Raw genomic sequence first — 14,494 nt, forward strand, 5'->3', positions numbered from 1 at the left:
CGCCCATGAACGCCAAACGACATCTGATTCCCCTGATTCTGGCCTCCGGCCTGATCGCCGGCTCCGCCGCCGCGCAGACCGCCGCCAGCCCCGAAGAGCAGAAAGCGGCCCGCGCCGAAATCGAAACCCTGACCAAACGCATCGAAGAACTCTCGAAGAAGCTGGGGCCGGACTCCGGCGTGCACATCACCCTCATCGAACGCAGCGCCGACGGCAAGACCGTGGAGCGCCGCGTGGTCCGCACCGCGCCCGACGGCAAAGGCATGATGGCGCCGCGCGAACCGGGCGAGATGCGTAAGCGCATCGAGATGCGGCGCGCCGGCGTGGCGCAGGTCGGTATCGGCGTGGTGCTGGCGCCGGAAGCGGACGGCAAGGGCGCCAAACTCGCCGCGGTCTCGCCCAGCGGCCCGGCCAAGGACGCCGGACTGCAGGCCGGCGACGTGATCACCGCGGTCAACGGCAAGGCGGTGTCGGACGTGGCGCAGACCCGCGCCGCGCTGGCCGGCCTGAAGGAAGGCCAAGCGGTGAACATCGGCTACCGCCGCGCCGGCAAGAACGCCACGGCCAGCCTGAAGGCCGCCGCCATCGCGCCGCAGATGGTGATCAACCGCGAACGCCGCGGCATGGACCATGGCGGCCGCGGCGAGCGCGGCTTCGCCCTCGCCACGCGCTGGCATGGCCTGAACATGGCCGAGATCAATCCGCAGCTGGGCCGCTACTTCGGCGCGTCCGCCGGCGTGCTGGTGCTCAGCCCGAAGGCGGAGTTCCCGCAGCTGCAGGCCGGCGACGTGATCGTCAAGGTCGACGGCAAGGCGGTCGGCAACGCCCGCGAGGTGCTGCAGGCCATGCGCGGCAAGGACGAGGGCAGCAAGGTCACGCTCGACATCCTGCGCGACCGCAAGGCCCAGCGCGTGACCGTGACCGTGCCGAAGGCGCGCGCCTTCAACCGGCCGGTGCCGCCCGCACCGCCCGCACCGCCGGCTCCCCCTGCGCCACCGCGGACGGCGATGTTGGAACCGGAAACCCTGCGCTTCCTGTAATCAACGGACGACCGCAACACCAACGAAAAACCCGGCAATTGCCGGGTTTTTCCGTTTCCGGCGCACGGCCTCGCTTGCCCAGAACGCCGCCGTAGACTACCCTTTGACGGATATTCACACCGGATTCCCTCCCCATGAGTCATGTGCTTTTCGGCCTGTTCGGCTTGGCCTGCCTGCTGGCCCTCGCCTTCCTGTTCTCCAGCAACAAACGCGCCGTCGATTGGAAGCTGGTGGCGACCGGCGTGGTGCTGCAGGTGCTGTTCGCCGCCTTCGTGCTGCTGACCAGCTGGGGCAGCGCCATCTTCGAAAGCCTGGGCCAGCTGTTCGTGACCCTGATCGGCTTCACCAACGAAGGCTCGAAGATGATCCTCGGCGGCATGGCCGACCAGGACAAATACGGCTTCGTGTTCATCTTCCACGCCCTGCCGACGGTGATCTTCTTCGCTTCGTTCATGGCGGTGCTGTACCACTTCGGCGTGATGCAGTGGGTGGTGAAGATCATGGCGATGGCGATCACCAGGATCATGCGCGTATCCGGCGCCGAGACCACTTCGGTGTGCGCCAGCGTGTTCATCGGCCAGACCGAGGCGCCGCTGACCGTGCGTCCCTACATCAATAAGATGACCGACTCCGAGCTGCTGACCATGATGATCGGCGGCATGGCGCACATCGCCGGCGGCGTGATGGCGATCTACATCGGCATGCTGGCCGGCACCGACCCGGCGATGCAGCAGATGTACGCCAAGCACTTTCTGGCGGCCTCGATCATGGCCGCGCCGGCGACCCTGCTGATCGCCAAGATCCTGATTCCGGAAACCGGCGAGCCGCTGACCCGCGGCAAGGTCAGCGTGCATGTGGAGAAGGAAAGCAAGAACGTGATCGACGCCGCCGCCGCCGGCGCCTCCGACGGCATGAAGCTGGCCATCAACATCGCCGCCATGCTGCTGGCGTTCGTGGCGCTGATCGCCATGCTGAACGCCGTGATCGGCTGGTTCGGCGACCTGCACCTGTCCGGCTACCAGAGCATCAACATGATTCTGAACGAAGGCGCCGCCGCCGCCGCCGCGCCGGTCAAGCTCAACCTCGGCCTGATCCTGGGCTACCTGCTGGCGCCGATCGCCTGGGTCATCGGCATCGAATGGAACGACGCGGTCATCGCCGGCGGCCTGATCGGCCAGAAGATCGTGCTGAACGAATTCATCGCCTATCTGCAGCTGGCGCAGACCCCGATCGGCGACGGCGCCGGCGCGATCAGCGAACACTCGCGCCTGATCCTGACCTACGCGCTGTGCGGCTTCGCCAACTTCGCCTCGATCGCCATCCAGATCGGCGGCATCGGTTCGCTGGCGCCGGAACGCCGTTCCGACCTGGCCCGCTTCGGCCTGCGCGCGGTGCTCGGCGGCTCGATCGCCACCCTGATGACCGCCACCATCGCGGGCGTGCTGCTGCAGCTCGGAGCCTGAGATGATCGTCGTGGCGGGCTCCTACAACCAGGATCTGGTTTGGCGCACGCCACGTTGCCCGGAAGCCGGTGAAACCCGCACCGGTCGTTTTTCCCAAGGCCCGGGCGGCAAGGGCTTCAACCAAGCCATGGCCGCGCACCGGCTGGGCTGTCCGACCCTATTCGTCGCCGCGCTCGGCGACGACACGCTGGCCGATGCCGCCCGCGCGTTGGCCGCGCGCGAGGAACTCGACTGCGCCTGGCAGTGCGTCGCCGGCTCGGCCACCGGCAACGCTGCCATCTGGTTGGACGATGCCGGCCAGAACCGCATACTGGTCGACTTGGCGGCCAACCTGCGGCTGTCGCCCGCGCACATCGAGGCGCAGGCCGACGCCATCCGCGCCGCGCGCCTGCTGCTGGTGCAGCAGGAAATCGGCCTGGAGGCCGCGCTGGCGGCCCTGCGCATCGCCAAGGCCGCCGATGTGCGCTGTCTGGTCAATCCGGCGCCGGCCCTGCCGGGAGCCGCCGAGCTGCACGCGTTGGCCGACATCCTGAGCCCGAATGAAAGCGAGTTCGCCGCCCTGTTGCAGGGTCTGGGCGAACACGTCGACGCCGACACCGTGGCCGGAATGGCGCACGACGACCTGCATGCGTTGGCGCGCCGCCTGCCCTGCCCCGATACCGTCATCACGCTCGGCAACCACGGCGCCTTGCTGAGCATGCCGTCCGGTTTCCACCACTTCCCTGCGCCGCAGGTCGCCGTGCGCGACAGCACCGGCGCCGGCGACTGCTTCAACGGCGCCTTGGCGGCCGAATTGGCGCACGGCGCGGCGTTGCCCGACGCCTGCGCGTTCGCAGTCCGGGCCGCGTCCTGCAAGGTGGAGCGCCCGGGCGCGGCGCTGGCGATGCCGACCCGCGCCGACATCCGCGCCCGCTTCGGCTGAACCATGCATATCGGGCCGCACGCGATCACGCCGACGCTGATGCTGGCGCCGATGGCCGGCGTCACCGACAAGCCGTTCCGCATCCTGTGCAAGCGCATGGGCGCCGGGTTATGCGTTTCGGAGATGACCATCTCCGACCCGCGCTTCTGGCGCACCAACAAATCCGTGCACCGCATGGATCACCGCGGCGAACCCGAGCCGGTGTCGGTTCAGATCGCCGGCACCGATCCCAAGCAGTTGGCCGACGCCGCGCGCTTCAACGTCGACCACGGCGCGCAGATCATCGACATCAACATGGGTTGCCCGGCCAAGAAGATCTGCAACGTGCTGGCCGGTTCGGCGCTGATGCGCGATGAACGACTGGTGGCCGACATCCTGAGTGCGGTGGTAAGCGCGGTCGACGTACCGGTCACGCTCAAGATCCGCACCGGCTGGAGTCCGGAGACGCGCAACGCGGTGGCCATCGGCCGCCTGGCGCAGGACTGCGGCATCCGGTCGCTGGCCGTGCACGGCCGCACCCGGCAGGACTTCTACACCGGCAGCGCCGAATACGACACCATCCGCGCGGTCAAGCAGGCGCTGTCGATTCCGGTGGTGGCCAACGGCGACATCAACGACCCGCGCAAGGCCAAGGCCGTACTCGACTACACCGGCGCCGACGCGGTGATGGTCGGCCGTGCCGCCCAAGGCCGGCCCTGGATCTTCCGGCAGATCGGGCATTACCTGGAAACCGGCGAACTGCTGCCGGAGCCGCCGGTCGCCTTCATCGCCGAGACCCTGCTCGGCCATCTGCGGCAGCTGCACGAATTCTACGGCGAGCCGCAAGGCGTGCGCATCGCCCGCAAGCACCTGGGCTGGTACAGCGCCGAGCAGGCCGATGCCGCCGACTTCCGGGCCCGGGTCAACCGGGCCGAAACCGCCGCCGAGCAGGTCGCGATCACCGAGGACTACTTCGGCGGGTTGGCGGAGCGGGCGGCAGCGGCCTAAGGCCCGGCGGGTGGTATAATCCCGATGCCGTGCGGGAGAGACTGGAACCGCCCAGCGCCGAAGGAGCAACCGCCCCGGAAACTCTCAGGCCAAAGGACCGTACGGCGTCCAACACTCTGAAAAACGGTGCCGACGCACCTGCCGAAGGGATAACGTTCTCAGGCGAACAGACAGAGGGGGCGCCGCCGCCGGGCAGGCAAGGCCCGGCTTCCGCCGCGCCCGAGACCCGCCATGACCAGCCTGCATTCCGCTTCCGCTCCCCGCGATTTCGCCTCCCGCCACATCGGCCCCTCGCCCGAGGAAATCGCCGCCATGCTCAAGACCGTCGGCGCCGACAGCCTCGACGCGCTGATGGCCGAAACCCTGCCCGCCGACATCCGCACGCCCGGCCCGCTGACCAGCATGGGCGCGGCCTGCTCGGAAGTGGAGGCGCTGGAACGCCTGCGCGCCTTGGCCGCGCGCAACACCGTGTTCACCTCGCTGATCGGCCAAGGCTATTACGGCACGCACACGCCGTTGGTGATCCTGCGCAACATCCTGGAAAATCCGGCCTGGTACACCGCGTACACGCCCTACCAGCCGGAGATCTCGCAAGGCCGCCTGGAAGCGCTGCTGAACTACCAGACCATGATCTGCGAGCTGACCGGGCTGGACATCGCCAACGCCTCGCTGCTGGATGAAGGCACCGCCGCCGCCGAAGCCATGGCCGTGGCCGAACGCGTGTCCAAATCCAAATCCAAGACCTTCTTCGTCGACGCCGAATGCCATCCGCAGACCATCGCGGTGGTGAAGATGCGCGCCGAGCCGCTGGGCTGGAATGTCGTGGTCGGCGATCCGGAAACCGAACTGCGGGCCGACGCCGTGTTCGGCGCGGTGTTGCAGTACCCCGGCACCCACGGTGCGGTGCGCGACCTGCGCGCGCCGATCGCGGCGCTGAAGGCCGCCGGCGCGATCAGCGTGGTCGCGGCCGATCCGCTGGCGCTGTGCCTGCTGACCCCGCCAGGCAAACTCGGCGCCGACATCGCCATCGGCAGCACCCAGCGCTTCGGCGTGCCGATGGGTTACGGCGGCCCGCACGCGGCCTACATGGCGGTGCGCGACGCGATCAAACGCAACATTCCGGGCCGGCTGATCGGCGTCTCGATCGACGCCCGCGGCAAACCGGCCTACCGGCTCACCCTGCAGACCCGCGAACAGCACATCCGCCGCGAGAAGGCGACCTCCAACATCTGCACCGCGCAGGTGCTGCTGGCGGTGATGGCCTCGATGTACGCGGTGTACCACGGTCCGGCCGGCCTGCGCGCCATCGCCGCCGACGTGCATCAGCGCACCCGGGTGCTGGCCGCCGGTCTGGCACAACTCGGCTTCACCCCGCGCGACGGCCGCTTCTTCGACACCGTGACCGTGGACGTGGGCGCTCAGCGCGACGCCATCGTGGCGCACGCCGTGGCCGAGAAGATCAACTTCCGCCTGGTCGGCGACGGCGCACTGGGCATCTCGCTGGATGAAACCACCACGCCGGCTGTGGTCGAAGCGGTCTGGCGCGCGTTCGGCGGCCAGCTGGCCTACGCTGACGTGCAGCCGGCGGCCGACGCCCTGCCGCAGGAGTTGCTGCGCGCCACGCCGTGCCTGAAGCATCCGATCTTCCAGGAGCACCATTCGGAAACCGAACTGCTGCGCTACCTGCGCAAGCTGGCCGACCGCGACCTGGCGCTGGACCGCGCGATGATCCCGCTCGGCTCCTGCACCATGAAGCTCAACGCCACCGCCGAGATGATTCCGGTCACCTGGCCGGAATTCGGCAACCTGCATCCGTTCTGCCCGCCCGAACAGGCCGAAGGCTACCGCGCGCTGTTCGACGACCTGCAGCGCTGGCTGGTGGAGATCACCGGCTACGACGCGGTCAGCCTGCAGCCGAACTCCGGCGCGCAGGGCGAATACGCCGGTCTGCTGGCGATCCGCGGCTACCACGCCGCCCGCGGCGAAGGCCACCGCAACATCTGCCTGATTCCATCCTCGGCGCACGGCACCAATCCGGCCTCGGCGCAGATGGTGGGCATGGACGTGGTGGTGGTGGACTGCGACAAGGACGGCAACGTCGACGTCGACGACCTGCGCGCCAAGGCCGAGAAGCACGGCGCCAACCTGGCCGCGCTGATGGTCACCTACCCGTCCACGCACGGCGTGTTCGAAGAACGCATCCGCGAGATCTGCGACATCACCCATCGCTACGGCGGCCAAGTGTACATGGACGGCGCCAACATGAACGCGCAGGTCGGCCTGTCGCGTCCGGGCGAATTCGGCGCCGACGTCTCGCACCTGAACCTGCACAAGACCTTCTGCATCCCGCATGGCGGCGGCGGTCCCGGCATGGGCCCGATCGGCGTCAAGGCGCATCTGGCGCCGTTCCTGCCCGGCCACCCGGCGCTGGACGGCGGCACCGCACCGGTCGGCCCGGTCAGCGCCGCGCCGTTCGGCTCGGCCTCGATCCTGCCGATCAGCTACGCCTACATCCTGATGATGGGCGGCGACGGCCTGAAGCGCGCCACGGAAGTGGCCATCCTGTCGGCCAACTACATCGCCGAGCGCCTGCAACCGCACTTCCCGGTGCTGTACCGCAACCACAACGGCCGGGTCGCGCACGAGTGCATCGTCGACCCGCGGCCGCTGAAGGACGGCGCCGGCGTCACGGTCGACGACATCGCCAAGCGCCTGATCGACTACGGCTTCCACGCCCCGACCATGAGCTTCCCTGTGCCCGGCACGCTGATGATCGAGCCGACCGAATCCGAGGCGCTGGTGGAGCTCGACCGCTTCTGCGAGGCGATGATCGCCATCCGCCGCGAAATCGCCGAGGTCGAGGCCGGCCGCTTCGCGGTCGAACACAGCCCGCTCCGGCACGCGCCGCACACCGTGCACGACCTGGCCGACGCCGAGTGGAACCGGCCGTATTCACGCGAGGAAGCCGTGTTCCCGGCCGGCATCCGCCGCGAAGACAAGTACTGGTGCCCGGTCAACCGCGTCGACAACGTCTACGGCGACCGCAACCTGATGTGCCTGTGCCCCTCGCCGGAGGAATACCGCGACAGCGCCGCCTGAGTCACCGGCGGGCGGTAGCGCCGCGCCGCCTGAACGGAAACCGAACCCCGCGCCCCAAAAAAGGGGTGCGGGGTTCTGCATTTGGTTGTATGCTATGCGCACCTTAAGTTGTATCTTTCCATCTTGATTAAAGGATATATTCCTCGATGAGCAGCTACCTCTTCACTTCCGAGTCGGTTTCCGAAGGCCACCCGGACAAGATCGCCGACCAGATCTCCGACGCCGTCCTCGACGCCATCCTGGCGCAGGACAAGTACGCCCGCGTCGCCTGCGAGACCCTGGTCAAGACCGGTGCCGCCATCGTCGCCGGCGAGATCACCACCACCGCCTGGGTCGACATCGAGGAGCTGACCCGCAAGGTCATCAACGACATCGGCTACGACAACTCGAACGTCGGCTTCGACGGCCACACCTGCGCCATCATCAACATGATCGGCAAGCAGTCGCCCGACATCAACCAGGGCGTCGACCGCAAGAAGCCGGAAGAACAGGGCGCGGGCGACCAGGGCCTGATGTTCGGCTACGCCACCAACGAGACCGACAGCTTCATGCCGGCCGCCATCCACCTGTCGCACCGTCTGGTCGAGCAGCAGGCCAAGGTCCGCAAGAAGAAGAACTCGCCGCTGCCCTGGCTGCGCCCGGACGCCAAGAGCCAGGTCACCCTGCGCTATGAGGGCGACAAGGCCGTGGCCATCGACGCCGTGGTGCTGTCGACCCAGCACGACCCGGGCATCAAGCAGAAGGACCTGATCGAAGCCGTGCGCGAGGAGATCCTGAAGCCGGTGCTGCCGGCCAAGCTGCTGCACAAGGGCACCAAGTACCACATCAACCCGACCGGCAAGTTCATCATCGGCGGCCCGGTCGGCGACTGCGGCCTGACCGGCCGCAAGATCATCGTCGACACCTACGGCGGCTGGGCCCGCCACGGCGGCGGCGCGTTCTCCGGCAAGGATCCGTCCAAGGTCGACCGCTCGGCCGCCTACGCCGCGCGCTACGTGGCCAAGAACGTGGTCGCGGCCGGCCTGGCCGACCGCTGCGAAGTGCAGGTCAGCTACGCCATCGGCGTGGCCGAACCGACCTCGATCTCGGTCACCACCTTCGGCACCGGCAAGATCCCGGACGCGCAGATCGAGAAGCTGATCCGCGGCCACTTCGACCTGCGCCCGTACGGCATCACCAAGATGCTCGACCTGCTGCACCCGATCTACCAGCGCACCGCCAGCTACGGCCACTTCGGCCGCAAGCCGCAGGACGTGAGCTATGTGGACGGCCACGGCAAGAGCCACACCGCCACCGCCTTCAGTTGGGAAAAGACCGACGTGGCCGAGGCGCTGCGCAAGGCCGCCAAGCTGAAGTAAGCGGGAAACGGGGCGGAGAAATCCGCCCCGCTTTCACGTAGAATTACGGGGTCGGCCGCCATCATGGCCGCATTCCACCACACCCCATCGAGGGGCGCTGCAAGCGCCGCGCACGCCGCGGAAGCACAGGCTCGATGGACGTCGTCACCGCAACCGCGCCCGCTCACTTTGAACCTCGAGGAGCGTACATGAACGCCGTTGTGAACCTGAAACACGATTACAAAGTCGCCGACATCGCCCTGGCCGATTGGGGCCGCAAGGAAATCGACATCGCCGAGCAGGAAATGCCGGGCCTGATGGCGATCCGCCAGAAATACGCCGCCGCCAAGCCGCTGAAGGGCGTGCGCGTGACCGGCTCGCTGCACATGACCATCCAGACCGCCGTGCTGATCGAGACCCTGAAGGACCTGGGCGCCGACGTGCGCTGGGCGTCCTGCAACATCTTCTCGACCCAGGACCACGCGGCCGCCGCCATCGCCGCCTCCGGCACGCCGGTGTTCGCCTGGAAGGGCGAAACCCTGGAAGAGTACTGGGACTGCACCCTCGACGCGGTCAGTTTCCCGGCCGGCAAGGGCCCGCAGCTGGTGGTCGACGACGGCGGCGACGTGACCCTGCTGCTGCACAAGGGCTACGAGATGGAACAGGGCTCGGACTGGGTCAATACCCCGTCGGGCTCGCATGAGGAGCAGGTCATCAAGAACCTGCTGAAGCGCACCGCCGTCGAGCGTCCGGGCTTCTGGGCCGCCGTGATGCAGGATTGGCGCGGCGTGTCCGAAGAGACCACCACCGGCGTGCACCGCCTGTACCAGATGCTGGAGGCCGGCTCCCTGCGCGTGCCGGCGATCAACGTCAACGACTCGGTCACCAAGTCCAAGTTCGACAACCTGTACGGCTGCCGCGAATCGCTGGCCGACGGCCTGAAGCGCGCGATGGACGTGATGCTGGCCGGCAAGGTGGCCGTGGTCTGCGGTTACGGCGACGTCGGCAAGGGCTCGGCGCACTCGCTGCGCGCCTACGGCTGCCGCGTGGTGGTCACCGAGATCGATCCGATCAACGCCCTGCAGGCCGCGATGGAAGGCTTCGAGGTCAACACCGTCGAGAACACCTTGGGCCGCGGCGACATCTACGTCACCACCACCGGCAACAAGGACGTGCTGACCCTCGAGCACATGCAGCAGATGAAGGACCAGGCCATCGTCTGCAACATCGGCCACTTCGACAACGAAATCCAGGTCGACCGCCTGAACGCCTCCGATGCGGTCAAGCTCAACATCAAGCCGCAGGTCGACAAGTACACCTTCCCGAACGGCAACAGCATCTTCCTGCTGGCCGAGGGCCGCTTGGTCAACCTGGGCTGCGCCACCGGTCACCCGAGCTTCGTGATGTCGAACTCGTTCGCCAACCAGACTCTGGCCCAGATCGACCTGTGGGCCAACAAGGACGTGTACGAGCCGAAGGTCTACATCCTGCCCAAGAAGCTGGACGAGGAAGTGGCGCGCCTGCATCTGGAGAAGATCGGCGTCAAGCTGACCACCCTGAGCCCGGAACAGGCCGCTTATCTCGGCGTGCCGGTCGAAGGCCCGTACAAGCCCGAACACTACCGCTACTGATGCCTCACCGGAAAGGGCGCGCGAGCGCCCTTTCCGTTTCCGCCGTCCGGAACCGCCATGAAAATCTCCTACGAATTCTTCCCGCCGAAAACCGACGAGCAGCGCGCCCAGCTCGACCGCACGGTGGCGCAGCTGAAGGCGCACCAACCGCTGTTCGCCTCGGTCACCTTCGGCGCCGGCGGCTCCACGCTGAGCTACACCGGCGAGACCGTGCGCCATCTGGCCGACGCGCACGGGTTGCACGCGGTACCGCACCTGAGCTGCATGGGCGGCACCCGCGCCGAGCTGCGCGCCCTGCTCGAGGGCTACAAGGCCCAGGGCTGCCGGCGGGTGGTGGCGTTGCGCGGCGATCTGCCGTCCGGCATGGCGCGCGCCGGCGACATGCACTTCGCCTCGGAACTGGTCGGCTTCATCCGCGCCGAGTTCGGCGACGCCTTCGACGTCACCGTGGCCTGCTATCCGGAATTCCACCCGCAGGCCGAGGACGCGTTCGGCGACATCGCCCGCTTCGGCGAGAAGGTCAGGCTCGGCGCCACTTCGGCGATCACCCAGTACTTCTACAACGCCGACGCCTACTTCCGTTTCGTCGACGACGCTCGCCGGCAGGGCATCGACATCCCGATCATCCCGGGCATCATGCCGATCTCGAACTTCTCGCAGATCCGGCGCTTCTCCCAGCTGTGCGGCGCCGAGATCCCGCGCTGGATGGCGCAGCGCATGCTGGCCTACGGCGATGACGTCGAGTCGGTACGCGCCTTCGCCGCCGACTGCGTGGCCGACCTGTGCCGCCGCCTGTTGGCCGGCGGCGCGGAAGAGCTGCACTTCTACACGCTGAACATGGCGCGGCCGACCGCCGCGGTGCTCTCGCGCTTGGGCTGAAGCTGCGCTACAGTGCCGGTATGATCCGGCGTCTCACGTTCTTGTTGCTGTTGCTGCCGCATGCCGGCGAGGCGCCCGCGCAGGACGTGCGCGTCTGCCTGCAACAGGACGGCAGTGTGGTGTACACCGACGCGCTGTGCGGCGGCGAGCAGTCCGAAAAGTCCGCCGAACAGCCGGTTGCGCAGACGCCGGCCGCACGTACCCGCACTCCCGCCGTCCCGCCTCCGCCGGCCTGCAGCCGCAGTCCGGAACAGCTGCAATGGGCGGTGCGCGCCGCGCTCGACGCGCGCGACGTCAACGCGCTGGCCGAGAGCTATCATTGGGCCGGCGTCTCTAGCGCGCAGGCCGAGGCGCTGATGATCCGGCTCGAACGGCTGGCGCGCACACCGGTGCTGGATATACAGCTGACATACGAGGATACCGGAGCGCCGGCAGCCGACGCTCTCCCGGAGGAAGATCCGGATCCGCCATCGGAATCCCGACCGCGCATGCCGGCGGCATTGAAAGTGGTGAGCTACCGCGAAGACGGCGGCGCAGGCACCGCGAGCACGGCATTCCGTCTGCAACGCCATTTCGAGTGCTGGTGGATCCGCTACTGATTCAGTGGAACTGCAGCACCGCCACCGCGCCGCCCTGTTCGCGCGGCGCGATGCTGACATTCCAACCGTACAGTTCGCACAGCCGGCGCACGATCGACAGACCGATACCGCCGCCGGTGGTGTTGCCGACGCTCGAACCGCGGTAGCCGCGCTCGAACAGGCGCTCGGCGTCTTCGGTGCTGAGACCCGGGCCGGTGTCCTCGATCAGCACCCGGTCGGTTTCGACGCGGCAACGCACCTCGCCCTCGACCGTGTACTTGCAGGCGTTGCCGAGCAGGTTGCCGATGGCGACCGACAGCACCGCCTCGGGCGCTTCGATGACGACGCCGTCCAGGCCCTCGACGAAGATCTCGACCGGCTTCCTGGCCAGATGCGCGCGGTTGGCCTCGGCCAACTGCCGCACCAGCCGGCTGATGTCGCAGCTGCCCATGCCGCGCTCGTTGCGCGACAGCATCAACAGCGCCGTGGTCAGGTCGGTGCACTGCAGCGCGGCGCGGTCGATGCGCAGCAGGCGCTGGCGCATCTTGTCGGTGATGTCGGGATTGGCCAGCAGCAGCTCGGTGGCGCCGCGGATGACCGCCAACGGCGTGCGCAGCTCGTGGCTGACGTCGGCGTTGAACTCGCGGTCGCGGCGTACGATCTGGGTCATGCGCGCGGCGTAGTCGTCGAGCGCGGCCGCCAGCTGGCCGACCTCGTCGTTGGGGAACAGCGGCGCCAACTGCTGGGTGTTCTCCTTGCCCACCATCTGGCGTAGCCGGCGGGCTAATTCCAGAACCGGCGAGATCACCCGCGAGGACGACCAGATGCCGATCAACCAGGCCAACAGGGAGAACACCGCGATCGCGCCCGCCACCAGCAGCAGCATGCGCTGCTCGCTCAGGCTGGCACTGGTGACGTCATAGCGCACATAGCTGACCAGGTCGGCGTCGCGCCGGATGGCGTATTTGTAGCGGTGCAGGCGGCCGTTGCTGTCGACCTCCTCGATGTCGTACACCCCGGTCTTCAGGTTCTGCAACGCCAGCGGCATCTTGTAGGCGTTGCGCGTGCTCCAGATCTTGGCCGAGAGCATCGAGAAGGTGGCGGTGCCCTGCGGGTTGTCGCGCACCTGCTGCACGAAGTTGTCGACTTCGCGTTGCAGGGTGCTTTCGATCAATTGCCCTTCGAGCTTCGAGCGCAGGTAGATGGAAGACGCGGCGAACAGCGCCGTCAGCCCGAAACCGAGCAGGAAGAACGAGAAGATGATCCGGGTTCGGAGTCTACGCCGGTACTGCATCGGTATCGACGATCCGGTAGCCGATGCCGTGTCGGGTCTGGATCAGGGCCTTGCCGAAGGGCTTGTCGATGGCGGCGCGCAGGCCGTGGATGTGCACGCGCAGGCTGTCGGAATCCGGCAGCTCCTCGCCCCAAACGCGGGTTTCCAGCTCGTTGCGGGTCACCACCGAGGGCGAGGCCTCCATCAGCGCCTGCAGGATCTTCAGCGCGGTCGGATTGAGTTGGATCGACTCGCCGGCACGGCGCACCTCGAGGGTGTCGAGGTTGAACTCGAGGTCGGCGATGGCCAGCGTGCGCGGCACGTTGGCCTTGGTGCGGCGGGCCAGCACCTGCAGGCGGGCTTCCACCTCCTGCAGGGCGAACGGCTTGACCAGATAGTCGTCGGCGCCGGATTCGAAACCGGCCAGCTTGCTGTCCAGCGAATCGCGCGCGGTCAGCATCAGCACCGGCGTCTGCTTGCGGCCTTCCTGGCGCAGCTTGCGGCAGACCTCGATGCCGTCGATGCCGGGCAGGTTCAGGTCGAGCACGATGGCGTCGAAGTCGTTGACCACCGCCAGATGCAGGCCGGTCACGCCGTCGGCGGCGTAATCGACGGTGTGGCCGCGGTCCTCGAGGTAATCCCCGAGGTTGGCGGCGATGTCGCGGTTGTCTTCGATGACCAGAAGGCGCATAGTCCCCCGGCCCGGTCAGTTGATGCGCTGCAAATCGGAGTTGCGGCGATTGACCATATCAAGCTGGGTCTTGTCGTATGCGCGACGTTTGGCAGCTTGGGTCATGCACGCGCGGACGCGCTGATTCGAGCCCATCGGCTTTTCGAAGGTGCAAACCAACTTGCTGTCGGCGAAGGATTTCGAGAGCATGGCATTCACACGGCCGATAACCTCGTTCCGTTCCGCCTCCGAAAGTCCTCCGTCGACAAGGCTGTCCAAATCATCATTGAGCTTGACCCGATCCTGATTGGACAGCTCGACATATTCGATTTGAGCGATTTTCTGCTTGACGATATCGACTTGGCTGGCGATCGGTTGGCCGAAGGCGGAAATTTGATAAGCCTGCTTGTCCAGGTCGGATCCGGCGAATGCCGCATTCGATGCGAACAGAACCAAGGAGAAGGCGATGGATTGGCTAATCTTCATGATCATAAATTTTTCCATAAATATTTTTCCCGTCCGACGAGCTTAACACCGTTCTCGGTCACGGTGGAAATCAAAAAACCCGGCAAGCGTTCGCACGCTTGCCGGGCCAGGGCTTGAAGCTCCGATTAC

At 67.2% G+C, this 14,494-nt stretch carries 12 protein-coding genes and 2 riboswitches; of the genes, 9 read left to right on the forward strand and 3 right to left on the reverse strand.

Annotation, left to right across the window (positions count from 1 at the left end):
* The first annotated feature begins 5 nt into the window (after positions 1-5).
* From IEV56_RS03105 to IEV56_RS03145, 9 genes are all read left to right on the forward strand, one after another.
* Positions 6-1,040, forward strand: coding sequence for a PDZ domain-containing protein (locus IEV56_RS03105; protein ID WP_188447611.1), 1,035 nt, complete (start codon positions 6-8; stop codon positions 1,038-1,040).
* 134 nt (positions 1,041-1,174) lie between these two features.
* On the forward strand, positions 1,175-2,503 hold the full coding sequence (locus IEV56_RS03110) for a NupC/NupG family nucleoside CNT transporter (protein ID WP_188447613.1): 1,329 nt from the start codon (positions 1,175-1,177) through the stop codon (positions 2,501-2,503).
* A 1-nt stretch (position 2,504) separates the two neighbouring features.
* Positions 2,505-3,425 (forward strand): ribokinase, encoded by a 921-nt coding sequence (locus IEV56_RS03115; protein WP_188447615.1) that lies wholly within the window; start codon positions 2,505-2,507, stop codon positions 3,423-3,425.
* Between the two features lie 3 nt (positions 3,426-3,428).
* Complete coding sequence (gene dusB / locus IEV56_RS03120; RefSeq protein ID WP_188447617.1) at positions 3,429-4,412, forward strand: tRNA dihydrouridine synthase DusB; 984 nt, start codon at positions 3,429-3,431, stop codon at positions 4,410-4,412.
* A 22-nt stretch (positions 4,413-4,434) separates the two neighbouring features.
* Positions 4,435-4,522, forward strand: a riboswitch (glycine riboswitch).
* 121 nt (positions 4,523-4,643) lie between these two features.
* Complete coding sequence (gcvP, locus tag IEV56_RS03125; protein ID WP_188447619.1) at positions 4,644-7,511, forward strand: aminomethyl-transferring glycine dehydrogenase; 2,868 nt, start codon at positions 4,644-4,646, stop codon at positions 7,509-7,511.
* A 146-nt stretch (positions 7,512-7,657) separates the two neighbouring features.
* On the forward strand, positions 7,658-8,869 hold the full coding sequence (gene metK, locus IEV56_RS03130; protein WP_188447621.1) for a methionine adenosyltransferase: 1,212 nt from the start codon (positions 7,658-7,660) through the stop codon (positions 8,867-8,869).
* 83 nt (positions 8,870-8,952) lie between these two features.
* A riboswitch (S-adenosyl-L-homocysteine riboswitch) is annotated at positions 8,953-9,037 on the forward strand.
* 20 nt (positions 9,038-9,057) lie between these two features.
* Positions 9,058-10,479 (forward strand): adenosylhomocysteinase, encoded by a 1,422-nt coding sequence (gene ahcY, locus IEV56_RS03135; protein ID WP_188447623.1) that lies wholly within the window; start codon positions 9,058-9,060, stop codon positions 10,477-10,479.
* 57 nt (positions 10,480-10,536) lie between these two features.
* Entirely contained in the window at positions 10,537-11,358 is an 822-nt protein-coding gene (gene metF, locus IEV56_RS03140) for a methylenetetrahydrofolate reductase [NAD(P)H] (protein ID WP_188447625.1), read from the forward strand.
* Positions 11,359-11,378: 20 nt separating this feature from the next.
* The gene (locus IEV56_RS03145) at positions 11,379-11,957 is read left to right on the forward strand and encodes a hypothetical protein (RefSeq protein WP_188447627.1); all 579 of its coding nucleotides are present in this window, start codon (positions 11,379-11,381) and stop codon (positions 11,955-11,957) included.
* Position 11,958: 1 nt separating this feature from the next.
* Here the strand turns inward: IEV56_RS03145 and IEV56_RS03150 are convergent, their stop codons facing one another.
* From IEV56_RS03150 to IEV56_RS03160, 3 genes are read right to left on the reverse strand one after another with little or no spacing between them, the layout of a single operon-like run.
* Positions 11,959-13,230 (reverse strand): sensor histidine kinase, encoded by a 1,272-nt coding sequence (locus IEV56_RS03150; RefSeq protein ID WP_188447630.1) that lies wholly within the window; start codon positions 13,228-13,230, stop codon positions 11,959-11,961.
* Positions 13,214-13,900 (reverse strand): response regulator transcription factor, encoded by a 687-nt coding sequence (locus tag IEV56_RS03155; protein WP_188447632.1) that lies wholly within the window; start codon positions 13,898-13,900, stop codon positions 13,214-13,216. Before IEV56_RS03155 ends, IEV56_RS03150 begins: the two co-directional genes overlap by 17 nt.
* A gap of 15 nt (positions 13,901-13,915) precedes the next feature.
* Positions 13,916-14,371, reverse strand: coding sequence for a hypothetical protein (locus IEV56_RS03160; protein WP_188447634.1), 456 nt, complete (start codon positions 14,369-14,371; stop codon positions 13,916-13,918).
* Positions 14,372-14,494: the final 123 nt, after the last annotated feature.

The sequence above is a fragment of the Arenimonas maotaiensis genome (assembly GCF_014638745.1).
Classification (GTDB): Bacteria; Pseudomonadota; Gammaproteobacteria; order Xanthomonadales; family Xanthomonadaceae; genus Arenimonas; species Arenimonas maotaiensis.